Annotated in this window: 11 protein-coding genes; 9 read left to right on the top strand and 2 right to left on the bottom strand. The window is 74.6% G+C overall.

The annotated features are described in order from the left end of the window. Positions 1 to 40 precede the first annotated feature (40 nt). The 5 genes from IE287_RS10795 (at position 41) to IE287_RS10775 (ending at position 6093) form a co-directional block, all read left to right on the top strand. Positions 41 to 1108: a FecCD family ABC transporter permease gene (locus tag IE287_RS10795; protein ID WP_189848741.1), complete on the top strand. Its 1068-nt coding sequence runs from the start codon at positions 41 to 43 to the stop codon at positions 1106 to 1108. After that, entirely contained in the window at positions 1108 to 2184 is a 1077-nt protein-coding gene (locus tag IE287_RS10790; protein ID WP_189848740.1) for a FecCD family ABC transporter permease, read from the top strand. Before IE287_RS10795 ends, IE287_RS10790 begins: the two co-directional genes overlap by 1 nt. Next, positions 2181 to 3035, top strand: coding sequence for an ABC transporter ATP-binding protein (locus IE287_RS10785; RefSeq protein WP_308436861.1), 855 nt, complete (start codon positions 2181 to 2183; stop codon positions 3033 to 3035). The genes IE287_RS10790 and IE287_RS10785 overlap by 4 nt, the downstream gene beginning before the upstream one ends. Next, positions 3032 to 4090 carry an ABC transporter substrate-binding protein gene (locus IE287_RS10780; RefSeq protein WP_189848739.1) on the top strand — a complete coding sequence of 353 codons (1059 nt, stop codon included), beginning with the start codon at positions 3032 to 3034 and terminating at the stop codon, positions 4088 to 4090. The genes IE287_RS10785 and IE287_RS10780 overlap by 4 nt, the downstream gene beginning before the upstream one ends. A 137-nt stretch (positions 4091 to 4227) precedes the next feature. After that, positions 4228 to 6093, top strand: a complete 1866-nt coding sequence (locus IE287_RS10775) for an SIP domain-containing protein (RefSeq protein ID WP_189848738.1) — start codon at positions 4228 to 4230, stop codon at positions 6091 to 6093. Between the two features lie 141 nt (positions 6094 to 6234). On the opposite strand, the gene IE287_RS10770 is transcribed toward IE287_RS10775, so the two are convergent. Together IE287_RS10770 and IE287_RS10765 are read right to left on the bottom strand one after the other, a co-directional pair. Next, positions 6235 to 7281: a winged helix DNA-binding protein gene (locus IE287_RS10770; RefSeq protein WP_189848737.1), complete on the bottom strand. Its 1047-nt coding sequence runs from the start codon at positions 7279 to 7281 to the stop codon at positions 6235 to 6237. A gap of 121 nt (positions 7282 to 7402) precedes the next feature. Next, a complete protein-coding gene (locus IE287_RS10765; RefSeq protein ID WP_189848736.1) occupies positions 7403 to 8350 on the bottom strand; it encodes a methionyl-tRNA formyltransferase in 948 nt (315 codons plus the stop codon). 254 nt (positions 8351 to 8604) lie between these two features. On the opposite strand from IE287_RS10765, the gene IE287_RS10760 reads away from it, so the two are divergent. The 4 genes from IE287_RS10760 (at position 8605) to IE287_RS10745 (ending at position 25720) form a co-directional block, all read left to right on the top strand. Then, entirely contained in the window at positions 8605 to 9957 is a 1353-nt protein-coding gene (locus tag IE287_RS10760) for a lysine N(6)-hydroxylase/L-ornithine N(5)-oxygenase family protein (protein ID WP_189848735.1), read from the top strand. A gap of 116 nt (positions 9958 to 10073) precedes the next feature. Next, positions 10074 to 11129 carry an iron-siderophore ABC transporter substrate-binding protein gene (locus IE287_RS10755; protein WP_229883396.1) on the top strand — a complete coding sequence of 352 codons (1056 nt, stop codon included), beginning with the start codon at positions 10074 to 10076 and terminating at the stop codon, positions 11127 to 11129. Positions 11130 to 11264: 135 nt separating this feature from the next. Further along, positions 11265 to 25514, top strand: coding sequence for a non-ribosomal peptide synthetase (locus IE287_RS10750; RefSeq protein WP_189848734.1), 14250 nt, complete (start codon positions 11265 to 11267; stop codon positions 25512 to 25514). Then, positions 25511 to 25720, top strand: a complete 210-nt coding sequence (locus IE287_RS10745; RefSeq protein WP_189848733.1) for an MbtH family protein — start codon at positions 25511 to 25513, stop codon at positions 25718 to 25720. Before IE287_RS10750 ends, IE287_RS10745 begins: the two co-directional genes overlap by 4 nt. The last annotated feature ends 81 nt before the right edge of the window (positions 25721 to 25801 follow it).

Here is a 25801-nt window from a genome sequence, read left to right as displayed (position 1 = left end):
ACCTAAGTTGCCGTACGAGTAGTGAGAACAAGGACGAGACATGACACAACCACCCACATCGGTGGTGAACCCCTCGATACCGGAGCGGCCCCCGGCCTCCCCGGCCCGCACCCGGACCTCGCGGGGCACGACCGTCGCCGTCCTCGCCGTCGTGGCGGTGGGGGCGACCCTCGTCGCGGGCATCGGGCTCGGCGCCCGGGACATCTCGCCCCTGGAGGTCGTCCGCATCCTGCTCCACCCCGGGGAACAGGCCTTCGACACGCACGTCCTGTGGACCGAGCGCATCCCCCGCACCTTCCTCGGCCTCGCGGTCGGCGCGGCGCTCGGCGCCGCCGGTCTCGTCATGCAGGCCCTCACCGCCAACCCCCTCGCGGACCCCGGCGTCCTCGGCGTCGAACAGGGCGCCTCGATGTTCGTCGTCCTCGGCATCATGCTCCTCGGCGTCACCGACACCGGCGACTACTTCTGGCTCGCCCTCCTGGGCGCCTCCGTCACCGCCACCCTCGTCCACCTCATCGGGACCCGCACCGACGCGGGGAGTTCGGCCGTCGGCCTCGTCCTCGCCGGCGTCGCCCTCGCCGCGGTGATGTCCTCCCTCATCACCCTCCTCGTCGTCCGCGACAAGGAGGCCTTCTTCCACCTCCGCTTCTGGTCGGTCGGCCAGCTCACCGGCCGCGCGGAGGTCCTGGGCAGGCTCCTGCCCTTCGTCCTCGTCGGACTCCTCCTCGCGCTGCCGCTCGGACGCACCCTCAACATCCTCGGCCTCGGCGACGACACCGCCCGCGCCCTCGGCGTCAGGGTCGAACGCGCCCGCCTCACCGCCGCGGCCGTCGCCGTGCTGCTCTGCGCCGCCGCCACCGCCGCCGTCGGCCCCGTCGCCTTCGTCGGACTGGTCGCCGCCCACTGCGCCCGGCTCCTCGTCGGACCGGACCACCGCTGGTCGCTGCCGGTCTCCATGGCCGCCGGCGCCGTCCTCCTGACGGGCGCCGACACCGCCGGCCGGCTCGTCCTCGACCACGGCGAGGTCCAGGTGGGCCTCATGACGGCCGTCATCGGCACCCCCTTCTTCGTCTGGCTGGCCCGCCGCCGCGACCTGGTGCGGATGTGATGACCCCACTCGGCCTCCGGCCCCCGAAGCCGGACGCACCGGCCACGCCCGCCGTCGTCGCCCGCCTGCGCGCCGACCGCCGCGCCCGCGACCGCCGTGCCGCCCTGACCGGCGGCGTGCTCACCGCCGCGCTGCTCGGACTCACCACCGCCTCCGTCCTGCTCGGAGGCGTCGGCCGGCTCGACCCCGCCGACGTGCTCCCCGCCGCCTTCGGCCTGCGGGACGGCCTCGCCGACTACACGATCTTCCAGCTGCGGATGCCGAGGGCGCTCTCCGCGCTGCTCGCCGGAGCCCTCTTCGGCCTGGCCGGCTCGCTCTACCAGCGGCTGATCCGCAACCCGCTCGCCACCCCCGACATCGTCGGCATCTCCGCCGGAGCCGGCGCCGGCGCCGCGACCGCGCTGTTCTACGCGCCCGCCGCCTTCGCCCTCGGCGTCCCGGTCGCCGCCGTCATCGGCTCGTTCGTCCTCGTCGCCGCCGTCCAGGGGCTCAGCTGGCGCGGCGGGGTCGACACGTACCGGCTCGTGCTCGTCGGCATCGGGCTCAGCGCGGTCTGCACCGCCTACACGAACTACCTCTTCCTCGCGGCGGACCGGCAGAGCCTCGCCATCGCCCTGCGCTGGACGGTCGGCACCACCAACGACGCGGACTGGGACGGCGTCACCACCCTCGCCGTCGGCTTCGCCGCCTGCGCGCTCGCCGCCCTCCTCCTCGCCCGGCCCCTCGCCACCCTCACCCTGGGCGACGGCTTCGCCGCCGGCCTCGGCACCCGGGTGACCGCCACCCGGGTCGGCGTCCTGCTCGTCGGCGCCGCCGCCGCGGCCCTCGCCACCAGCGTCGTCGGCCCCATCGGCTTCGTCTCCCTCGTCAGCGGACCCGTCGCCGTCCGCCTGGTGGGGACCGAGCGCTCCACCCTCCTCGCCCCCGCGACCGGCGCCGTCATCGTCCTCGGCGCCGACGTCCTCGCCCAGCACGCACCGCTGATCAGTCCGGTGCCCACCGGTGTCCTCACTGCGCTGCTCGGCGCCCCCTACTTCGTCTGGCTGATCCTCCGACGCAGGCAGGGAGCCTCGTGACCCCCACCGTGACCCCCCGGGCCGAGAGCCCGGAAGCCACCGCGACCCACCAGCTCGAAGCCCGCGGCATCAGCGCCGGGTACGGCGGGTCGCCCGTCATCGAGGGCCTGGACCTCCGGATCGAGAAGGGCCGCATCACCGCCCTCGTCGGCCCCAACGCCTGCGGCAAGTCCACCCTCCTCAAGGCGATCGCCCGCCTCCTGCCGCTCGCCGCCGGATCGGTCCTCCTCGAAGGCGCCGACATCCACCGCCTGCCCACCCGCGAGGTGGCGCGCCGGCTCGGCGTCCTCCCGCAGTCCCCGGTGGCCCCGGAGTCCATCACCGTCGGCGACCTCGTCCGGCGCGGCCGCCATCCGCACCGCCGGTTCGGCGGGCACCGCGACGCGCACGAGGACGTGATCGTCGCCGAGGCGCTGAAGGCCACCGGAACCGCCGAACTCGTCGACCGCCCGGTCGACCAGCTCTCCGGGGGCCAGCGCCAGCGCGTGTGGATCGCCCTCGCCCTCGCCCAGGACACCCCCACCCTGCTGCTCGACGAACCCACCACCTACCTGGACGTCGCGCACCAGATCGAGGTCATGGACCTCCTCGCGGACCTCAACGAACAGACGGGCAAGACCATCGTGCTCGTCTCCCACGACCTCAACCAGGCGGCCCTGTACGCCTCGACGATCGTCGCCCTGCGCGACGGACGCGTCATCCGGCAGGGCCCGCCCGACGAGGTCCTCGATGAGAGCACCGTGGCCGAGGTCTTCGGCCTCCGCTGCCTCGTCGTACCCCACCCCCTCACCGCACGGCCGCAGATCTTCCCCCTCGGCCGCCGTCACCACCCGCAGGAGAACCGACCGTGAACCGCCTTGCCAGACCGCTCGCCCGGCGCTCCGCCGCCCGTACCCTCCTCGCCGCCGCCGCGTGCGGCGCCCTCCTCGCCGGCTGCGGCGGCACGGGCGAGGCGAAGACCGACGCGGCGAAGCCCTCCGACGGCGCGACCGCGGCCGCCGCCGAGGCAGCCTTCCCCGTCACCCTCCCCAACGCCTGGGGCACGACGGAGGTCGAGAAGAAGCCGCTCAAGGTCGCCACCGTCTCCGACGGCGACACCGACATCGCCCTCGCCCTCGGCCTCGTCCCGGTCATCACCCCGGACGCCGAGGACGGCGGCCCCGTCCCCGAGTACAAGCAGCGCGCCATCGACAAGCTCGGCGCCGGCAAGCTCAGGACGTACGACGACACCGACGGCACCGACTACGAGGCCATCGCCGCCGAGGCCCCGGACGTCATCCTCGGCATGAACACCTGGTCCATGGACGCCGACTACGCCAAGCTCGCGCCGATCGCGCCGGTCGTCACCTTCACCGACGAGGCGCACGCCGACACCCTCACCTGGCAGGAGCGCCTCAAGACCGCCGCCAAGGCGCTCGGCATGAGCGCCGAGGCCGAGAAGGTCATCGCCGCCAACGAGAAGGCCACCGCCGACGCGGCCGCCGCGCACCCCGAGTTCAAGGGGAAGACCTACACCTACGCGGTCGTCCACCCCGAGCAGATCACCTTCATGTCCTACGCCGACCAGGACCCGGGCGTCTTCGAGCAGCTCGGCTTCGAGAAGACGGCCAAGGCCAAGGCCTACACGGCCGACAAGAACGCCGTCAGCCTGGAGAAGCTGGACGAGCTGGAGGCCGACGTCCTCCTCATGACCTACCCCTTCGGCGACAACGGCCTGCTCGGCGCCAAGGAGCTGGAGGGCAACAAGCTCTTCCAGTCCCTGAAGGCCGTCAAGGGCAAGCACTACGCGGTCATCCCCTCGGAGAACACCCTCTCCTCCGCCGTCGCCTACCCGGACGCCCTCAGCGCCCCCTGGATCGTCGAGAAGCTGACGCCGATCCTCGCCGGAGCCGTCGCCGGCACGTGACCCCCGCTCCCTCCGGGGAGCACCCACCGCCACCCTCACGGGCCGGACGGGCCGGGCGCACCGCGCCACCGGCCCGCCCGGCCCGCAGGTCCGTCCCGCGGCGCCCGTCCGGCGCCGCGTCCGAAGGAGCAGTACCCATGCCCACCCGCAGCCCCCGCTCGGTCGTCACCTTCCCCATCGTGCTGCGCGAGCTGACCGTCCTGCGCGCCGAGAACGTCACCCCCGGGATGCGCCGCCTCACCCTCGGCGGGCCGCAGCTCGACGCCTTCGCCAAGGACGGTCTGGAACTCCCGGCCCTGCGCACCGAGGGCTTCGACGACCACGTGAAGTTCTTCTTCGCCGACGAGACGGGGCGCCTGGTGCTGCCCCGGCAGCGGGTGAGCAGCCTCGACTGGTCGGACGGGCGGCCCGTCGCCAAGGACTACACGCCGGTCCGCCACGACCCCGGGAAGGGCGAGATCGACTTCGACTTCGTCCGCCACGACGGCGGTGTCGCCTCCACCTGGGCCGAGAACGCCGTCCCGGGCGACACCGCCTGGATCGCCGGCCCGAAGATGTCCCACAGCCACCCCGAGGGAGCCGACTGGATCCTCGTCGTCGGCGACGAGACCGCCCTGCCCGCCATCGGCCGCTGGCTCGCCGAGATGCCGGCGGGCACCAAGGCCCGCGTCTTCGTCGAGGTCGGCGAGGACAGCCACCGCCAGGAGCTGCCGACCGAGGCCGACGCCGAGATCGTCTGGCTCTCCCGCAAGGGCGCCCCGGCCGGCACCACCGACCTCCTGGAGCAGGCCCTCCGCACCGCCGAGTGGCTGCCCGGCACCGTCTTCGCCTGGGTCGCGGGCGAGGCCGTCACCCTCAAGGGCATCCGCCGCCACCTGGCGACGGAGCGTCAGGTCCCGCGCGAGCAGACGCACATCACCGGCTACTGGCGCCGCACCGCGCCCGCCGTCGCCGCCGGGGACGCGCCCTCCGGCGCCGTTGCCGTCCAGGAGGCGGAGGAGGACGGGGACGACGCGCACGAGCGCCTCCACGCGCTGACCGACCTGGCGCCCCCGTACGCCATCCGGACCGCCGTCACCCTCGGCGTCTTCGACCTGGTCGACCGGGGCGTGCGGCACGCCGCCGAACTGGCCCGCCGCGCCGGGGCCGACCCGGCCACCCTCCGGGCCCTCCTCGACTACCTCGTGGGGATCGGCCTGCTCGCCACCGACGGCGAGGGCCGCTACAGCCTCACCCCGATCAGCGAGGAGCTGGTCGAGGACGACCACTCGGCGGAGGAGTACCACCTGGAGGGCGCCCAGGCCGCGCTCGACGCCTCCCTCTCCGGTCTGCTCCGCACCGTCCGCACCGGCCGGGCCGGCTACCGCACCCTCGCGGGCCGCACCCTGACCGAGGAGATGGCCCGGGAGTCCCGGATCGCCGACACCGCGCGCGCCGCCGTCGAGGACGAGGCCCGCTGGACCGCCCCCGGCGTGCTGCGCGCCCACGACTGGTCGGCCGTCACCGAGCTGACCGCCACCGGCCACGGGTCGGCCACCGTCGTCGAGACGCTGGTCAAGGAGTTCCCGCACCTGCGGGCGCGGATCGTCGCGATGCCCTCGGTGCTCCGGGTGCTGCGCGAGGCGGTCCTCGACGAGGAGCTGCTGCCCCGGATCGACCTGGTCGCCGGCTCCGGCGCCGTACCGGCCGGCACGCGCACCCTGCTGATCTCCCGTCAGCTGGAGTGGCTGGACGACGAGGACGCGGTGCACGCCCTCTCCGAGGCGGCCGGCGCCCTCGCGCCGGACGGCACCCTGCTCCTGGTCGAGCAGGTCGCGACCGGCGATCCGGAGGACATGGAGGAGGTCCTGCACCACCTGCGCCTCAAGTGCGCCTTCGGCTCCGGGGTGCGCGACGCGGAGGCGATCGCGGCACTGGCCGGGCGCGCGGGCCTCGGGGTCCTCTCCCGCGCCGACGTCGGCTGGGACCACCGCCTCTGGACGCTCGCCCGCCGCGTCTCCTGAGCGCCGGAAGGGGGCCGGACCGGCGCGTCGCCGGTCCGGCCCTCGTCACGTCCGGCTTTCGTCACGTCCGGCCCTCGTTACGTTTGGCTCTCGTCACGTTTGGCTCTCGTCACGTCCGGCTCTCGTCACGTCCGTTCCCCGTCACGTCCGGCCCGTGCCGAAGTGCTCCTCGGCGTCCGTCTCGCCGGCTCCTTCGGCCCGGACCCGGCCCAGCACGAGCCCCGGCCGGCCGGCGCCGCCGAGGTCCGCGCCGGTGACGACGACCACGCCCTCGTCCTCGGTCCGCAGGATGAGGCCCGGCTCGCCGGAGTGGAGGCCCCGGGAGACCGTCGCCGTGAGGACGTCGAGCCGTCGGCCGGCGTGGTGGGTGAAGGCGGTCGGGTGCAGCGGCCGCCGGGTCTCGACGAAGCGGGCGACGGCCTCAGCGGGGTGCGTCCAGTCGATGCGGCCGTCCTCGTCCGAGCCGCCGGCCAGGATCTCGACGTCCCGCGGCGGGTCGTGGACCACGCCCGCGGGGCTCGGTTCGAGGTGCCGGTGGACCCGGCGGAGCAGGGAGGCGAGCACGACGCGCTCCTCCTCGCTCAGCGGGGCGAGGACCTCGTCGTCCGTCGCGGCGATCTCCGCGTTGAGGCGGGTCAGCCAGGTCCGTCCCTCGGGGGTCAGCCGGACGAGGACCCGGCGCCGGTTGGCCGGGTCGCGGGCGCAGTCGACGTGCCCGGTCCGCACCAGGTCGTTGACGATCTTCACCAGGTCGCTGGAGTTCATGTCGAGCCGCGCGGCCAGGACGGTCTTCATCTGCGGGCCGAGATCGGCGACGAGCGCCATCACGGTCAGATGCCATAACCGCAGGTTGTGGGCGGCGAGTCGCTCGGTGAGCCGGCGGCGTGCGGCCTTGCCGAGCGCGTACAGGAGGTAGGCGTTGAGGTGCAGCACGCTCGGTGGCGTCATGCTCAGGCGGGGCGGCCCGGAGGGCCCGGCGCCGGGCCCCGCGGCGGCGCGTGCCGGGTCCGGCGCGGGAGCCGGGCGCGGCGTGCCGGGCAGGGCGGCGCCCTGGATCGTGAGGTCGGTGTTGGCCAGTGCCCTGAAGATCTGGGCCCAGTCGGTCGTCGGCAGACTGGATATGCCGACGACGGCGAATGCGGCTCCGGACGCGTCGTGCGCGACGCCGGAGACGGCCGGTCGTTCCATGGGGCTGTCCCTTGATCGCGGAGTGAGTGAGGTGTGCCTAACCTACTTATGTCGTCATGAAACCGTCGCCCCTCAGGACCGTCCGAGGGGCGACGGGGTGCGGGGGCCGGAGCCCCTGCGCTCAGGGGCGGCCGGTGAGGTAGCCGCCCATGGAGGTGAAGTACTCGGTGGCCGGCAGTTCGCGGCCGTCCTCCGTGCGGACCCGGGTGACCGCGAGTCCGTGGTTGCGGCCGGTGCGGGCGTCGGAGCCGGCGACGATCACGACGCCGGCGCCCTCGCGGTAGAAGATCCGCCCGGGGGTGCCGCCGTAGCGGCCCTCCGAGACGACGGCGGAGAGGATCTCCAGGCGCTTGCCCCGGTGGAAGGTGAAGGCGCTGGGGTAGGGCGCGGACTGCGCGCGGACCAGGCGCTCCAGGGCGTCGGCCGGCCAGCCCCAGTCGATGCGGATGTCCTCCTCCGCCCGCTTGTGGAAGAAGCTGGCCTGCGAACGGTCCTGCCGGGTGAACTCGGTCTCCCCGGCGGCGATCCGGGCGAGCGCGCCGATCGTGACCGGGGCGATGAGGTCGACCGTCTTGTGGAACAGGTCGGTGGTCGTGTCGGTCGGCCCCACGGGGACCGCGCGCTGGTCCACGATGTCGCCGGCGTCGAGCACCTCGTCCATCATGTGGGCCGTGACGCCCACTTCGGACTCGCCGTTGACGAGCGCCCAGATGAGCGGCGAGAAGCCGGCGTACTTGGGCAGCAGCGAGTCGTGGACGTTGAGCGTGCCGTGGCGCGGCAGCGAGTAGATGTGCGGCGGGATCCAGGTGCGCCAGTTGTTGGCCACGATGATGTCCGGGTCGGCGGCCTTGAGGAGGTCGAACAGCTCGTCGTCGTCGGGCCGGTTGCGGATCGCGACGGGTACGCCGTGCTCCTCGGCCAGGTCGGCGACGGAGTCGCTCCAGATCTTCTCGTAGGCGTGCTCGCTCTTGGGGTGTGTCACGACCATCACGACATCGTGCTCGGACTCCAGGAGTGCCTTCAGGGTGCGGTGACCCCATGTCTGGTAACCGAACATGACGACCCGCATAAGGACTTCCTCCTCGGTGGAACGAATGGCCGCGCCAAGTAAAGCAAGGCTTACCTAAGATGTGCAAGTACCGCTTATTTCAGGCCAGTTGACTTGCTCCATTCGTCGCATGTCCGTTTTGCCCTGTCGACAGTCCCTCTCAGGTCAGGTTAGCTTTACCTAAGTTGCGGCTGGCCTGCGGATGACACCGGTCCGCTGTCGCGCTCTTTTCGTCCCACGCCTCACAGGCGGCAGTTCCGCACGATGGGAGTGACATGTCTCAGGGTCTTCCTGGCGACGCCCCTCTGGTCCACGACCTCATAGGCATCGGCTTCGGGCCGTCCAATGTGGCCATGGCGATAGCGCTCAGTGAGCACAACGCCGGCGTAGGAAGGCAGGAGGCCGTCACCGCGCACTTCTTCGAGCGGCAGTCCGGCTTCGGCTGGCACCGCGGGATGCTGATCGACGACGCCACCATGCAGGTCTCCTTCCTCAAGGACCTCGTGACGCTGAGGAATCCGACCAGCGAGTACAGCTTCCTGTGCTACCTGCAGAGCAGGGGCCGCCTGATCGACTTCGTCAACCACAAGAACCTCTTCCCGCTCCGCGTCGAGTTCCACGACTACTTCGAGTGGGCGGCGGCCAAGGTCGACGACATGGTCTCCTACGGCCACGAGGTCGTCGCGATCGAACCCGTCGTACGGGACGGCGTCATCGAGTACCTCGACGTCACCGCCAGGACCGGCACCGAGACCGTGGTCCACCGGGCCCGGAACCTCGTGATCGGCACGGGCCTCCGCCCGCTGATGCCCGAAGGCGTCGCGCGCACGGACCGCGTCTGGCACAACTCCGAACTCCTCGCCAGGGTCGACACCCTGGACGGCACGAACCCCACGCGCTTCGTCGTCGTCGGCGCGGGCCAGAGCGCGGCCGAGAACGTCGCCTACCTCCACCGCCGCTTCCCCGAGGCCGAGGTGTGCGCCGTCTTCTCCCGCTACGGCTACAGCCCCGCGGACGACAGCAGCTTCGCCAACCGGATCTTCGACCCGGCCGCCGTCGACGAGTACTTCACGGCGCCCGGCGACGTGAAGCAGAAGCTGATGGACTATCACGGCAACACCAACTACTCGGTCGTCGACATCGACCTGATCGACGACCTCTACCGCCAGGCGTACCAGGAGAAGGTCCTCGGCACCGAACGCCTCCGCTTCATCAACGTCTCCCGGCTCACCGGGGTCGAGGACGACGGCGAGAGGGTCCGCGCCTCCATCACCTCCCTGGTGACCGGCGAGGAGAGCTTCCTGGACGCCGACGTCGTGGTGTACGCCACCGGCTACAGCCCCGCCGACCCCGTCGGACTGCTCGGCCCGGTCGCCGAGCACTGCCGGCGCGACGAGGAGGGCCGCGTCCGCGTCGAGCGCGACTACCGGCTGACGACCGGCCCCGAACTGCGCTGCGGCATCTACCTCCAGGGCGGCACCGAGCACACCCACGGCATCACGTCCTCCCTGCTCTCCAACACCGCGATCAGGGTCGGCGAGATCCTCGACTCCCTCCTCGACCAGGGGCGGACGCCCGCGCCGGGCGAACCCCGGCCGGTCGCCGACGGCATCGGCTCGCCGCGCTAGAGCCGCCGGGGGCCACACCCTGGCCGGCCCCCCCCACACCCACCCCTCCCGCCGGGCGGCGCCGTCGCATCCGGCGGGCGAGGCATGCACCGTGAGAACCTTCGAAAGGAACGTCCGTGTCCCTTGGTACGCGTCCCACCCCGCGGAGCTCCGGCAGACACCTGCCGGGCGTGGCCCTCGCCGCGGTCGCCGTGCTCGCCCTGTCGGCCTGCGGGGGCGGAACGGAGAAGGCGGAGCCGAAGCCCGGCGCCCCGAAGAGCACCGACGCGACCACCGCGTCGTCCGCCTTCCCGGTGACCGTCGAGCACAAGTACGGCAGCACCACCATCGACGAGGAGCCGAAGCGGATCGTCACGCTGGGCCTGTCGGACCAGGACGCGGTGCTCGCGCTGGGGGTCAAGCCGGTCGGGGCGGTGGACTGGTTCAAGGAGGACCCGTACGGCAAGTGGCCCTGGACGAAGGACAAGTGGGGGTCCGACAAGCCGGAGATTGTCGGTGAGCGCGACGAGTACAACATCGAGAAGATCGCGGCGCTCAAGCCCGACCTCGTCGTCGCGCAGTACTCGGGCATGAAGAAGGAGCAGTACGACACGCTCTCGAAGTTCACCAAGGTCGTCGCCCAGCCCAAGGGGGTGCCCGACTACGGCGCCTCGTGGCAGGTGATGACCCGCCAGATCGGCAAGTCCCTCGGCAAGGCGGACGAGACCGAGAAGCTGATCGAGGGCATCGACGCGCGCTTCGAGGCCGTGCGCGGCAAGCACCCGGAGTGGGCGCAGAAGACCCTCGCGGTCGCCGACAGCTTCGAGGCCGGCAAGTACTCGGCGTTCACGAAGACCGACCCCAAGTCGATCTTCTTCCAGGAGCTCGGCTTCCAGCTGAAGCCGGAGATCGACACGCTCGCCAAGCCCGGCTGGAACGTCGCCGAGCTCAGCGCCGAGAAGCTGAACGTCCTCGACGTCGACCGACTGGTCTGGGTGACCTCCAGCACCGACGCCAACACCCGGATCAAGGCCGAGCCGCTCTACAAGAAGCTCAAGGTCAACCAGGAGAAGCGCGACCTGTTCGTGCCCTACCAGGACCCGGACATCGGCGCCGCGTTCTCCTTCAACACCGTCCTGTCGATCCCGTACGCGATCGACGAGATCGAGCCGCTGCTGACCGCCGTCAAGTAGCACCCCACCGCCGAGGCGGGGCGGGGGAGGGCACCGACGTCCGGCACGCCGTGCCGGACGCGGGCGGCCTCCCCCGCGGCCGGTCCTGCACCCCGCCCCTCGCCGCCGCACCCCAGGGAAAGGCCACCACGCACGATGTTTGACGTCGAGTCGGATCCGACGCCCGCAGCCGGAACGCCCCTGACGGGCGGGCAGAACGGCATCTGGCTGGCCCAGCAGCTAGAGCCGGGAACCTCCGCCTACAACATCGTCTTCGCCCTGGACCTGCGCGGCGACATCGACCTGGAACGCCTCGGCGCGGCGGTGCGGCGGACCGTCGCGGAGGCCGACTGCCTCCACGTCCGCATCGCACCGGGGAAGGACGGCGCGCCCCTCCAGACACCCGTCGCCGCCGCCTTCGACGTCCCGGTCGTCGACCTGCGCGGCGCCGCCGTCCCGGAGGAGGCCGCCGCCGCCTGGATCACCGCCGACCGCGACCGGCCCGTCGACCTGGAGGCCGGCGGGCCGCTCTTCGCCCAGGCCCTGCTCCGGCTCGCCGACGACCGCGTGTGGTGGCACCAGCGCTACCACCACATCCTCGTGGACGGCATGGGTGTCGCGCTGATCTCCCGGCGTGCGGGCGAGCTGTACACCCTGGGCGACCGGGCCCCGGCGGGCCCCGACTGGTCCCTGAACCGGCTGGTGGACGCCGACCGCGCCCACCGCGCCTCCGAGCGGTACGCGGCCGACCGCGCCTGGTGGCGGGGGCGGATGGCCGGCCGCACCGAACCCGCCCGCCTGGTCGAGCGGACCTCCTCGCTCACGACCCGCCGGCTGCGCCGCTCGGTGCGGCTGTCCGCCGAGGAGACCGGACGGCTGGACAGGGCCGCCGGCCGCGCGGACACCCGCGCCTCGCGCGTCCTGATCGCCGCCGTGGCCGCCTACCTGCACCGGGTGACCGGAGAGCAGGACCTCGTCCTCGGCCTGCCCGTCGCCGCCCGGCAGGACGAGGCCGCGGCCGGGGTCCCCGGCATGGTCTCCAACATCGTCCCGCTGCGCCTGACCGTCCGGCCCGCCACCACCGCGTCCGCCCTCGTGGCCCACGTCCGCGACGCCGTCGCCGAGGCGGTCGAGCACGGCCGCCACCGCGCCGAGGACCTCGCCAGGGACCTGGGTCTCGTCGACGGCGTCGCCGAACTCGTCGGCCCCACCGTCAACGTCCTGCCCCGCTCCGACGACCTGCGCTTCGCGGACCTCGCCGCCGAACTCCGGCCGGAGTGGCTGGGCCCGGTCAGCGACCTGGCCTTCGGCTTCGGGGAGCACCCGGGCGGGACCGGGACCTCCGTGCACCTGGACGCCGACGCCGCCGTCTGCGACGAGGAGACCCTGCGCGCGCACGAACGGCGCTTCCTCGCCCTGCTGCGCGTCTTCACCGAGGAACCGGACCGCCCGGTCGGCCGCCTGGACCTCACCTCGGAGGCCGAACGGGGCCTCCTGCTGGACGAGTTCGGCGTGGCGCCGCGCGAGACGGCCGAGCTGTCCTGGCCCGCCGCCTTCGAGGCGCAGGTGCGCCGCTCGCCCGGCGCCGTCGCCCTCGTCTGCGAGGAGCGCGAGCTGACCTACGCGGAACTCGACGCCGCCGCGAACCGGCTCGCCCGCCACCTCGTGGACCGCGGCACGCGGACCGAGGACGTCGTCGCCGTCGCCCTGCCGCGCTCCCCGGAACTCGTCGTCGCCCTGCTCGCCGTGATGAAGGCCGGCGCCGCCTACCTGCCGCTGGACGCCGACCACCCCCGGGACCGCATCGCCTACATGCTGGACGACGCCGGCGCCCGCACCGTCATCACCGCGCGCGAGCTCGCCGGCGAGCTCCCCGAGCTGCCGCACGTCACCCGCCTGCTGCTCGACGCCCCCGCCACCGAGGACGCCCTCGCGCGCCTCGACGACACCCGCCCCGGCGTGCCGGTCGCCCTGGACCAGGCGGCGTACGTCATCTACACCTCCGGTTCCACCGGCCGCCCCAAGGGCGTCGTCGTCCCGCACGACGGGGTCGGCAGCCTCATCGCCACCGCCACCGACCGCATCGGCATCACCGCCGGCAGCCGCGTCGTCCAGTTCGCCTCCGTCGGCTTCGACGTGACCGTCTGGGACCTGATCATGTCCCTGTGCGTCGGCGGCCGGATCATCGTCGTCCCCGCCGAACGCCGCGTCGCCGGACCCGCCCTCACCGAGTACATCGCGCGGCACCGGGCCACGCACATGATCCTGCCCCCGTCGCTGGTCTCCGCGCTGCCCCCGGAGTGCGAACTCCCCGACGGGGCCGTCCTGATCGTGGGGACCGAGGCCGTGCCCGGCGAGCTCGTCGCCCGCTGGTCCGGACGGGTCCGGGTGGTCGTCGCGTACGGACTCACCGAGGCGAGCGTCAACTCCACCCTGTGGCCCGCCGACCCGGACCGGCCCGGCGCCGCCCCGATCGGCCGCCCCGACCCCAACACCCGCGCCTACGTCCTCGACACGGCCCTGCGCCCCGTCCCCGTCGGGGCCGAGGGCGAGCTGTACGTCGCCGGACGCGGCCTCGCCCGCGGCTACCTGGGCCGGCACGCCCTCACGGCGGAACGATTCGTCGCCGACCCCTACGGCGCACCCGGCAGCCGCATGTACCGGACCGGAGACCGGGTGCGCTGGGGCGCCGACGGCAATCTGGAGTTCCTCGGCCGGGCCGACGGCCAGATCAAGATCCGCGGCCACCGGATCGAACCGGGCGAGATCGAGAGCGCCTTCATGGCCTGCCCGGGCATCGCGCAGGCCGCCGTCCTCGCCCGGGAGGACCACCGGGGCGTCAAGCGCCTCGTCGCCTACCTGGTGGGCGACGAGGGGACGGACCCCGAGTCCGCCGTCTCCGCCGCCCGCGCCCGGGTCGCCGACACCCTGCCCGACTCCATGACGCCGTCCGCGGTCGTCGTGCTCGACGGACCGCTGCCGCTCACCCCCAACGGCAAGCTCGACCGGCGTGCCCTGCCCGAGCCCCGGTGGACCGCGGTGAGCGGCACGGACGCGCCCGAGGGCCCGGTGGAGACCGTGCTCGCCGGCCTCTTCGCGGAGCTCCTCGGCCTGCCCTCGGTCGGCGTCCACGACAGCTTCTTCGAGCTCGGCGGCGACAGCATCGTCGCCATCCAGCTCGTCAACCGGGCCCGTGAGGCGGGCCTCGTCCTCACCCCGCGCGAGGTCTTCCGGCACCGCACGGTCGCCGCGCTCGCCCGGGTCCCGGAGCGGACGGCCCCGGCCGCCGCCGCCCCCGTCGAGCTGGACGGGACGGCCCTGCCCGTCTCCCCGCTCCAGGAGGGGTTCTACTTCCACGCCGCCTTCGACGAGGAGGCCGCCGACCTCTACGTCGTGCAGGAACTCCTCGACCTCGACGGCCCCGTCGACCCCGACCGGCTGCGCCGGGCCCTCCAGCTGATGCTCGACCGGCACCCCCTGCTCCGCGCCTCCTACCGCCAGCTGCCCGGCGGCGAGGTCGTCCAGCGGCTCGCCGACCACGTCACGCTGCCGTGGCGACAGGCCGACACCACCGCCACCCCCCTCGCCGAACTGCTCGCCGCCGACCGGGCCGCCCGCTTCGACCTGGCACGACCGCCGCTGGTGCGGGCCACCCTGATCCGCGACGGCAGGCGCCACCGCCTCCTCCTCACGCTGCACCACATCGTCGCCGACGGCTGGTCCGTCGCCCTCCTCCTGCGCGAACTGGCCACCGCCTACGAGGGCGGCGCGCTCCCCGAGCCCGTCGACCCCCGCCCCTACCTGGCGTGGCTGGCCGCCCGCGACCGGGACGCCGCCCGCGACGCCTGGCGCGGCGCCCTGGCCGGCCTGGACGGGCCCACCCGCCTCGCCGCGCCCGCCGGCGCCGCGGACCCCGACCGGCTCCCCGCCAGGCCCGAGCACGTCGACACCCGGCTGCCCGAGGACCTCACCACCGCGCTGAACGCCTTCGCCCGTGCCCACGGCGTCACCCTCGGCACCGTCCTGAACGGAGCCTGGGCCCTGCTCCTCGGCGCGCTCACCGGCCGCCGGGACGTCGTCTTCGGCACCACCGTGTCCGGGCGGACGACCGAGGTCCCCGGCGTCGACGCGGCCGTCGGCCTCTTCATCAACACCGTCCCGGTCCGCGTGACCCTGCGCCCCGACGAGCCGCTGGGCGCCCTGCTGCGCCGCGTGCAGGACGAGCACGCCGCCCTCCTCGACCACCACCACCTCGGCCTCGCCGACATCCAGCGGCTGGCCGGCGGCGGGGAGCTCTTCGACACGCTCGTGGTCGTCGAGAACTTCCCCGCCGGCGAGCCCGCGCCCGGACGCGCACCGGGAGCGCTGCGCGTCACCGGCACCGAGGTCCTCGACGCCGTGCACTATCCGCTCGCCCTCGTCGTGGAACCGGGCGACGGCCTGCAGCTGCGGTTCAAGCACGACGCCGCCCGGCTCGACGGCCTCACCGTCGCCGTCCTCGCCACCCGCTTCACCACGCTGCTGCGCACCCTGGCGGCGGACCCGGGACGCACGGTCGCCCGCACGGACGTGCTCTCCGACCGGGAGCGCGGCCACCTCGCCGCGTCGCACGCCACCGGGCACGCCGTCCCCGACGCCACCCTCGTCTCCCTGATCGCCGCGCAGACCGCCCGCACCCCGGACCACCCGGCCGTCGTCTTCGACGACACCACCCTCAGCTACGCGGAACTCGACCGGCGCGCCGAGGCGCTGGCCGGCCGGCTGCGCGCCCGCGGTGCCGGACCGGAGACCTACGTCGCCGTCGCCGTGCCCCGCTCGGCCGAGCTGATGGTCGCCCTCCTCGGCGTCCTCAAGGCGGGCGCCGCCTACCTGCCGGTCGACCTCGACTACCCGGCCGACCGCGTCGCCCTCATGCTCGCCGACTCCGGCGCCCGCACGGTCGTGACCACCGCCGGAGCGGCCGCCCGGCTGCCCCGCGCGGACGGCCTCGACCCCCTCGTGCTCGACCTGGCGGACCCCGCCGACGCCGAGGCCGCGTCCGGCGGCCCCGGACCGGCCGCCGGACCCGACCACCCCGCGTACCTCATCTACACCTCCGGCTCCACCGGCCGCCCCAAGGGCGTCGCCGTCACCCACCGGGCCGTCGTCAACCGGCTCGCCTGGATGCAGGACGCGTACGGGCTCGCTCCCGACGACCGGGTGCTCCAGAAGACGCCGTCCAGCTTCGACGTGTCCGTCTGGGAGTTCTTCTGGGCCCTGACCGCCGGCGCCACCGTCGTCCTCGCCCGCCCGGACGGCCACCGCGACCCCGCCTACCTCGCCGAGCTGATCCGCGCGCGACGGATCACGACGCTCCACTTCGTCCCCTCCATGCTGGCCGCCTTCACCCGGGTCATGGAGGGCACCGCGGCCCGGCCCGACTGGGCGGCGAGCCTGCGGCGGGTCTTCTGCAGCGGCGAGGCGCTCACCGGCGCCGACGCCGGACGCTGGCGGGAGCTCACCGGGGGCTCCGCGCACGGACCCGTGCCGCTGCACAACCTCTACGGCCCCACCGAGGCCGCCGTGGACGTCACCTACTTCCCCTACGAGGGCGGCACCGAGCTCGCCGTCCCCATCGGACGGCCCGTCTGGAACACCCGCCTGCACGTCCTCGACCCCTTCCTGCGCCCGGTGCCCGACGGCGTCCCCGGCGAGCTGTACCTCGCCGGAGTCCAGCTGGCCCGCGGCTACCACCGCCGCGCCGCCCTGACCGCCGAGCGGTTCGTCGCCGACCCGTCCGGCCCGCCCGGCACGCGTATGTACCGCACCGGCGACCTGGTGCGCCGCCGCGCCGACGGTGCCGTCGAGTACCTCGGCCGCACCGACCGGCAGGTCAAGATCCGCGGCAACCGCGTCGAACCCGGCGAGGTCGAGGCCGCGCTGGCCGCCCTGCCGGGCGTCGCCCGCGCCGCCGTGATCGTCCGCGACGACACCCTCCTCGGCTACGCCGTCCCGGCACCCGGCGCCGCGCCCGACGGCCCGGCCCTGCTCGCCGCGCTCGCCGGGGCGCTGCCCGCCGCCCTGGTGCCCGGCGCCGTGACGCTCCTGGACGAGCTGCCGCTGACGCCCAGCGGGAAGCTCGACCAGAACGCCCTGCCGTCGCCCGAGCTCGCCCCCAGGGCCGACGGCCGCGCGCCCCGCGACGAGCGGGAGAGCGCGCTCTGCCGGATCTTCACCGAGGTCCTCGGCATCGAGTCCATCGGGGCCGAGGACGACTTCTTCATGCTCGGCGGCGACAGCCTCACCTCGATCGCCGTCGCCACCCGGGCCCGTGAAAGGGGACTGACCATCAGCCCGCGCGATGTCTTCGAGCACCGCACGCCCGCCGCGCTCGCCGCGACGGCCGCGGACGTGCCGGACGAGCCCGCCGCCGCACCGGCCCCCGGGGCGCCGGCCGCCGACGTGACCGTCTCCGCCGCCGACGCCGGCCAGGCCGCCGCCGCCCTCCAGGCGGTGCTCGCGGCCCAGGCCCTCTCCGGCGCGCCGGTCGACCCGGCCCTCAAGGCCCTCCTCGACCGGCTGGCCGCGGCCTCCCACGCGGAGCCCCCGGCCGCCGCGCCGCTGGGCGGCCTCGCACTGACCCCGGAGGAGACCGCCCGCGTCGAGGCCGCCGCCGGACTCCCCGTCGCCGACGTGTGGCCGCTCTCCCCGCTCCAGGAGGGCATGTACTTCCACGCCACCTACGACTCCGGCGACGCCCTCGACGTCTACCTCTCCCAGGAGACCCTGGACTTCGACCACGCGCTGGACGCCGACCGGCTGCGCGCCGCCTGCCGGGCCCTGCTCGCCCGCAACACGAGCCTGCGCGCCGGCTTCACCAGCGACGGCCTGCCCCGTCCCGTGCAGTTCATCGCCGACGGCGCCGAGATCCCGCTCACCGTGACCGACCTGACCGCACTGGACCCCGGGGAGCGGAACGACCGGGTCGGCGAGCTCCTCGCCGCCGACCGCCGGCAGCGCTTCGACCTGTCCGCGCCGCCGCTCTGCCGCCTCCGGCTGATCCGCCTCGGCGACGGCCGCGACCGGCTCGTCGTCACCCACCACCTCATCCTCTGGGACGGCTGGTCCGCCTGGCTGTTCCTGGAGGAGCTGTTCACCCTCTACGAGCGGGGCGGCGACACCACCGGCCTGACCGCCCCCGGCTCGTACCGCGACTACCTGGCCTGGCTGGACCGGCAGGACACCGACCGCGCCCTCGCCGCCTGGCGCGACTCCCTCGCGGGCTTCGACGAGCCGACGCTCGTCGCCCCCACCGGCCGCGACGCCGGCCCCGTCATCCCGGCCGACCACCACGCCGTCCTGTCCCGGGAGACCGGCGACCGGCTGCGCGCCCTCGCCCGCCGGCACGGCCTCACCCTCAACACCGTGCTCACCACCGCCTGGGGGCTGGTCCTCTCCGCGATGACCGGCCGCGCCGACGTCGCCTTCGGCACCGCGGTCGCCGGACGGCCCGCCGACGTGCCGAACGCGGCCGGCATCATCGGCATGTTCCTCAACACCGTCCCCGCCCGGATCGCCTTCGCCCCGGACGAGCCGCTGCTCGACCTGCTGCGGCGGACCCAGACCGAGCGCGCCGCCGTCATGCCGTACGAGTACGTGGGCCTCGGCACGCTCCAGCAGGAGACCGGCCACCGCCGCCTGTTCGACACCCTCTTCGTGCTCCGCTCCGCCGACGGCGAGGACCGTGCCGCCGAACTGCGCCGGCGGCACGGCATCACCGAGGTGTCGAACGTGGACGGCACCCACTTCCCCCTCACCCTGATCGTCACCCCCGAGACCCGGCTGCGGGTCACCCTGGCGGCACGGCCGGACCTCTTCGACGAGGCGGCGTCCGCCACCGTCCTGAGCCGGTTCACGACCGTCCTGGAACGCCTCGCCGCACTCCTCGACGCCCCCGGCGCCGCCACGGCCCGGACCGTGGGCGTCGACCTGCTGCTGCCCGCCGAGCACGCCGCCCTGACCGCCGGACGGTCCGGCAGCCGCGGACACGTGCCGGACGAGACCATCGCCGACATGCTGACCGCCCAGGTGGCCCGCACCCCCGACGAGGTGGCGCTGGTCTTCGGCGAGCACGCCCTCACCTACGCCGAACTGGACGCGCGCGTCAACCGGATCGCCCGGCTGCTGCTCGCCCGCGGCGCCGGACCGGAGAAGGCCGTGGCGCTCGCCCTGCCCCGCTCCCTCGACATGGTGGCGGCCCTCTTCGCGGTCCTGCGCACCGGCGCCGCCTACCTGCCGCTCGACCTGGACCACCCCGCCGACCGGCTGCGGATGATGGCCGAGGACACCGGACCGCTCTGCCTCGTCTCCACCGCGGCCGTCGCCCCGACCCTGCGCGGCCCCGCGGGCCCCGTCGCCCCCGAGATCCTCCTGGACGACGAGGCCGTGGCCGCCGAGCTGGCCGCCCTGTCCGGCGAGGACGTCACCGACGCCGAACGGCCCGCCTTCGCGCACGGCGTCCCGGGCCGCCTGGAGCACCCGGCGTACGTCATCTACACCTCGGGCTCCACCGGCCGCCCCAAGGGCGTCGTCACCCCCTACCGGGGCCTGACGAACATGCAGCTCAACCACCAGAAGGAGATCTTCGACCCGGCGATCGCCTCGGCCGGCGGACGCCGGCTGCGCATCGCGCACACCGTCTCCTTCGCCTTCGACATGTCCTGGGAGGAGCTGCTCTGGCTCGTCGAGGGCCACGAGGTCCACGTCTGCGACGAAGACCTCCGCAGGGACGCCGAGGCCCTGGTCGCCTACTGCGACGCCCACCGCGTCGACGTCGTCAACGTGACCCCCACCTACGCCCAGCTCCTCATCGAGGAGGGCCTGCTCGACCGGGACGAGACGGCGGGCAGGCACCGCCCCGCCCTGGTCCTGCTCGGCGGCGAGGCCGTCCCCGACACGGTCTGGGACCGGCTGCGCCGCACCGAGGGCACCTACGGCTACAACCTGTACGGGCCGACCGAGTACACCATCAACACGCTCGGCGGGTCGACGGCGGACAGCGCCACCTCCACGGTCGGCGTGCCGATCCGCAACACCCGCGCCCACGTCCTGGACGCCATGCTCCGGCCCGTCCCGCCGGGCACCCCTGGCGAGCTGTACATCGCGGGCACCGGCCTCGCCCGCGGCTACCACGACCGGCCCGGCCTGACCGCCGAGCGCTTCGTCGCCGACCCCTTCGGCGAGCCCGGCGAGCGCATGTACCGCACCGGGGACCTCGTCCGGCAGCGCCCCGACGGGCTGCTCGACTTCCTCGGCCGCACCGACGACCAGGTCAAGATCCGCGGCTACCGCGTCGAGCTCGGCGAGATCGCGGGCGCCCTCTCCGCCCACCCGGCGGTCGCGCACGCCGCCGTCGTCGTCGACGAGTCCACCGGCGTCAAGCGCCTGGCCGGCTACGTCGTCCCCGAGTCCGGGGGCGACGCCAGAGAGGAACTGCACCAGCGGCTGCGCGACCACCTCAAGGCCGCCCTGCCGGACTACATGGTCCCGTCCGCGCTCGTCACCGTCACCACCCTGCCCCTCACCGTCAACGGCAAGCTCGACGTCCGGGCCCTGCCCGCCCCCGACTTCGCCGGCACCGCCGTCAGCCGCCCGCCGCGCACCCCGCGCGAGGAGACGCTGTGCGGCCTCTTCGCCGAGGTCCTGGGCCTGCCCGAGGGAAGCGTCGGCATCGACGGCGACTTCTTCGAGCTCGGCGGCCACTCGCTCCTCGCCACCCGCCTCGTCAGCCGCGCCCGGACCGCGCTCGACGCGGAACTCGCCATCCGCGACCTCTTCGAGGCGCCCACCGTCGCCGAACTGGTCGAGCGCGCCGACCGCTCCGGCGGCGCGGTCCGCCCGGCCCTCACGGCCGCCGACCGCCCCGACGAGCTGCCGCTGTCCCACGCCCAGCAGCGGCTGTGGATGATCCAGCAGATCGAGTGCACCTCCGCCGCCTACAACTTCCCGCTGGTCATGCGCGTGCGCGGCGCACTCGACCCCGACGCCTGGCGCGCCGCCCTCGCCGACGTGACGAGCCGCCACGAACCGCTGCGCACCCTCTTCCTCACCACCCCCGACGGCCACGCCGTCCAGCGGGTGCTGCCCGCCGGCGAGGCACGGCCCGTGGTGGACACCGTGCGCGCCACGGAGGACGAGCTGCCCGGCCTCGTCGCCGCGGCCGTCAGCCGCCCCTTCGACCTCGCCGCGGAACTCCCGCTGCGGGCCACCGTCGTGGAGCTGGCGCCCGAGGACCACGTCCTGGTCGTGCTGCTGCACCACATCACCACCGACGAGTGGTCGGACCGCCCCTTCCTGCGGGACCTCGCCGCCGCCTACGCGGCACGCACCCGGGGCGGCGCCCCCGCGTGGGAACCGCTGCCGGTGCAGTACGCCGACTACGCGCTCTGGCAGCAGCGGCTCCTCGGCGACCCGACGGCCGGCGACAGCCTCGCCGCCCGGCAGCTGGAGCACTGGCGGACGGCGCTGGCCGGCGCCCCCGAGGAGCTGGAGCTCCCCACCGACCGGCCCCGGCCCGCCCGCCCGGCGTTCACCGGCGCCGAGCTGGACATCGCCTTCGACGCCGGGACCCACGAGGGCCTGCGGCGGCTCGCCCGGGAGACCGGCGCCAGCATGTTCATGGTGGTGCACGCGGCCGTGGCCGCCCTGCTGCACCGCATGGGCGCGGGCACCGACATCCCGCTCGGCTCGCCGATCGCCGGACGGACCGACGAAGCCCTCGACGACCTCGTCGGCTTCTTCGTCAACACCCTGGTGCTCCGCACCGACCTGAGCGGCGACCCCGGCTTCACCGAACTGCTGGCCCGGGTCCGCGCGACCGACCTCGCCGCGTTCTCCCACGCGGACGTGCCCTTCGAGGCCGTCGTCGAGGCGCTCAACCCCACCCGCTCCCTCGCCCGCAACCCGCTCTTCCAGGTCATGGTCGGCTACCACGCCCGGACCGGCGAGGAGCTCGCCCTGCCCGGCCTCGCCGTGGAGTACGTGCCCTTCCGGATCCGCTCGGCCAAGTTCGACCTGGTGTTCAGCTTCACCGAGCACACCCCCGCCGACGGCGCCCCCGGCTCCCTGACCTGCCGCCTGGAGTACGCCACCGAGCTCTTCGACCGGGAGACCGCGCAGGAGCTCGGAGCCCGGCTCCGCCGGCTCGTCGCCGCCGTCGTCGCGGCGCCCGAACGGCCCCTGTCGCAGGTGGAGGTCCTCACCGGCGACGAACGGCGGCTCGTCCTGGAGGGCTTCAACGGCGCACCGCGCGCGGTCGACGAGGAGACGTTCCCCGGCCTCTTCGCCCGGCGCCTCGCCGAACGGCCCGACGCCGTCGCCGTCGTCGACCGCGCCCGCTCCGTCACGTACGCGCAGCTCGACGCCCGCTCCGACCGCCTCGCCCGGCTGCTCGCCGCCCGCGGCGTCGGCGCCGAGAGCGTCGTCGGCGTGGCGGTGCCCCGCTCCGTCGACACGGTCGCCACCGTGCTGGCCGTCCTGAAGCTGGGCGCCGCCTTCCTGCCGCTCGACCTCGCCCACCCCGCCGACCGGCTCGCCTACATGATCGAGGACTCGCGGGCCGCTCTCGTGGTCGCCACCGAGCCGGTCGCGGGCAAGATCCCCGGCGTACCGGGCGTCCCCCTCGTGCTCCTCGACGCCCCCGGCACCGCCGCCGAGCTCGACGCGCTCACCGGCCCGCCCCCGGAGCACGGCCGGGCCGCCCTCGACCGGGCCGCGTACGTGATCTACACCTCCGGCTCCACAGGCCGCCCCAAGGGCGTGGTCGTCTCCCACGAGGGCATCTCCAGCCTGGTCGCGACCGCCGTCGACCGGATGGGCCTGCGTCCCGACAGCCGCGTGCTCCAGTTCGCCTCGATCGGCTTCGACGTCTTCGCGTTCGAGCTGGCGATGGCGCTGTGCCACGGCGGCCGGCTCGTCCTGATCACCGACGAGGCGCGGGTCGCCGGACCGGCGCTCACCGACTTCCTCGCGGACCAGCGGATCACCCACATGATCCTGCCGCCGTCGCTGGTCTCGGCGCTGCCGCCCGGCTGCGAGCTCCCCGAGGGCTCGACCGTCCTCGTCGGCACCGAGACCGTGCCCCCGGACCTGTTCGAGCGGTTCGGCGCCACGGCCGACCTGATCTGCGCCTACGGACTCACCGAGGCGACGGTCAACTCCACGCTGTGGCCCGCACGCGAGCACGGCGGCACCCCGGCGGGACGGGTCCCCATCGGCCGCCCCGACCCCAACACCCGCGCCTACGTCCTCGACGGGAACCTGCGGCCCGTGCCCCCCGGCGTGGTGGGCGAGCTGTACGTCGCCGGACGCGGCCTCGCCCGCGGCTACCTCGGCAAGCCGGGGCTGACCTCGGAGCGGTTCGTCGCCGACCCGTACGGAGCGCCCGGCAGCCGCATGTACCGCACCGGCGACCGGGCCCGCTGGCGCCGCGACGGCAACCTCGACTTCCTCGGCCGGGTCGACACCCAGGTCAAGATCCGCGGCTTCCGGATCGAGCTCGGGGAGATCGAGGCGGCCCTCGCCGGACACCCCGCGGTCGCCCAGGCCGCCGTCCTGCCGGACCGCGACGGCGACATCGTCCGCCTGATCGGCTACGCGGTCCCGGAGCCGGGAGCCGCCGGGGAGGCGGACCCGCAGGAGCTGCGCGCCCACGTCGCCGGAGTGCTGCCCGAGTACATGGTCCCCGCGCTGGTGGTGCCGCTCGACGGCCCGCTGCCGCTGACCCCCAACGGCAAGCTGGACCGCAAGGCGCTGCCCGCGCCGGACTGGTCGGCGATGACCGGAGACGTCCGCCCGGCCACCGCGTCGCAGGCCCGCCTCGCCGGGATGTTCCGCGAGATCCTCCGGCTGGACTCCGTGGGCGTGCACGACGACTTCTTCGCACTCGGCGGCCACTCCATGGCCGCGATGCGACTGCTCGGCCGCATCCGCGCCGGCTTCGGCGTCGAGCTCGGCATCCGGGACGTCTTCGACGCGCTGACCGTCGCCCGCCTCGCGGCCAGGCTCGACGGTGCCGCGGCCGCCCGCCCGCCGCTGCGCCCCGCCGCGCGCGGCGACGGGCCGCTGCCCCTCGCACCCGGCCAGCGCTCCCGGTGGCAGGCGTACCGGAGCCGTCCCGGCTTCGACCACGCCCTGGTCCTGCGCGCGCCGGACGGCTTCGACGAGGCGGCGCTCGCCGCCGCCCTCGACGACGTGACCGGCCGTCACGAGCCGCTGCGCACCGCCTTCGAGGAGCGCGACGGCGTCGTGCTCCAGCGGCCCGCCCCGGCCCCGGAGCCGACCGCCGAGTCCTGCGCCGACCCGGAGACCCGCCTGCGCGAGCTGGCCGCCGGGACGTTCGACCCGACGCGGGAGGCCCCCCTGCGGGTCCACCTGCTGACCGGCCCCGACGGCGCCCAGGCCCTGCTGCTCGCCCTGCACTACCTCGCGGTCGACGAGTGGTCCGTGGTCCCGCTCCTGCGCGACCTCACCACGGCCTACACGGCCCGCACCCGGGGCCTCGCCCCGGCCTGGGAGCCGCTGCCCGTCTCGTACGCGGACTACACCCGCTGGGCCCACGAGGTCCTCGGCGACCCCGCGGACCCCGACAGCCGCGGCGGGCGCCAGCTCGCCCACTGGCGGGAGACGCTCGCGGACGCCCCGGCCCGGCTGGCCCTCCCGGCCGAGGGCGCCCGCCCGGCCGCCGCGGACCCGGCGCGCCGGTCCGCGGAGCAGGTCGCGTTCGTGCTCGACGCGGAGCTGCACGCGGCCGTGGACGAGCTGGCCCGGGCCACCGGCACCAGCATGTTCATGGTGCTGCACTCGGCCTTCGCCGCCCTGCTCACCGCGCACGGCGCGGGCACCGACCTGCCCATCGGCACGATGGTCGCCGGCCGCGCCGACGACCGGCTCGCCGACCTCGTCGGCAGCTTCCTCAACACGGTCGTGCTGCGCACCGACACCGCGGGCGACCCGACCTTCACCGAGCTGCTGGCCCGGGTCCGGGAGACCACGCTGCGCGCCCTCGACCGGCAGGAGGTCCCCTACGACGAGGTCGCCCGCGCCACGGGCCTGCCCGTCGGGGGACCGCAGGTCATGGTGGTCCACCACGAGCAGGCCGACACGGCCCTGCTGGAGGGCGGCGCGGGCACGCTGGACGTGGTGCCGACCGGCTGGTCCCGGGCCGAGCTGACCCTCGGCTTCCACGAACCGCGCGGCGACGGCCCCGTGCACTGCGCCCTGACCCACGCCACCGGCCTGCTCGGCGCCGACGGGGCCCGGAGGCTCGCCGACGAATTCCAGCGGCTGCTGCGCACCGTGGCGGCCCGTCCGGAGCAGTCCCTGTCCGAGCTGTTCACCGCATCGTCCCCGAGGAGCGACCACGCATGACGACCAACCCGTTCGAGGACCCGCAGGGCACCTTCCTGGTCCTGGTCAACGACGAGAACCAGCACTCGGTGTGGCCGTCCTTCGCCGACGTCCCGGCCGGCTGGCGCACGGTCGCCGGGCCGGACACCCGTGAGGCCTGCCTCGGGTACGTGGAGGAGCACTGGACCGACCTGCGCCCGGCGAGCCTGGCCGCCCGGCAGGAGTGACCGGCCCCCACGCACGACCGCGGCCCGCGGAGGGAGACCTCCGCGGGCCGCGGTCGTGCGTGGGGGCCGGTGCGGACGGCC

Source organism: Streptomyces omiyaensis (assembly GCF_014650895.1).
Taxonomy (GTDB): domain Bacteria; phylum Actinomycetota; class Actinomycetes; order Streptomycetales; family Streptomycetaceae; genus Streptomyces; species Streptomyces omiyaensis.
The sequence above is the reverse complement of the archived record's forward strand: the minus strand, read 5'-3'. Positions and strand labels throughout refer to the sequence as shown.

Excerpts from the sequence above, each read along its gene's own strand:
- IE287_RS10760 (WP_189848735.1), top strand. The coding sequence starts at position 8,605 with ATGTCTCAGGGTCTTCCTGGCGACGCCCCTCTGGTCCACGACCTCATA.
- IE287_RS10790 (WP_189848740.1), top strand. The coding sequence starts at position 1,108 with ATGACCCCACTCGGCCTCCGGCCCCCGAAGCCGGACGCACCGGCCACG.
- IE287_RS10775 (WP_189848738.1), top strand. The coding sequence starts at position 4,228 with ATGCCCACCCGCAGCCCCCGCTCGGTCGTCACCTTCCCCATCGTGCTG.
- IE287_RS10765 (WP_189848736.1), bottom strand. The coding sequence starts at position 8,350 with ATGCGGGTCGTCATGTTCGGTTACCAGACATGGGGTCACCGCACCCTG.
- IE287_RS10750 (WP_189848734.1), top strand. The coding sequence starts at position 11,265 with ATGTTTGACGTCGAGTCGGATCCGACGCCCGCAGCCGGAACGCCCCTG.
- IE287_RS10745 (WP_189848733.1), top strand. The coding sequence starts at position 25,511 with ATGACGACCAACCCGTTCGAGGACCCGCAGGGCACCTTCCTGGTCCTG.
- IE287_RS10770 (WP_189848737.1), bottom strand. The coding sequence starts at position 7,281 with ATGGAACGACCGGCCGTCTCCGGCGTCGCGCACGACGCGTCCGGAGCC.
- IE287_RS10795 (WP_189848741.1), top strand. The coding sequence starts at position 41 with ATGACACAACCACCCACATCGGTGGTGAACCCCTCGATACCGGAGCGG.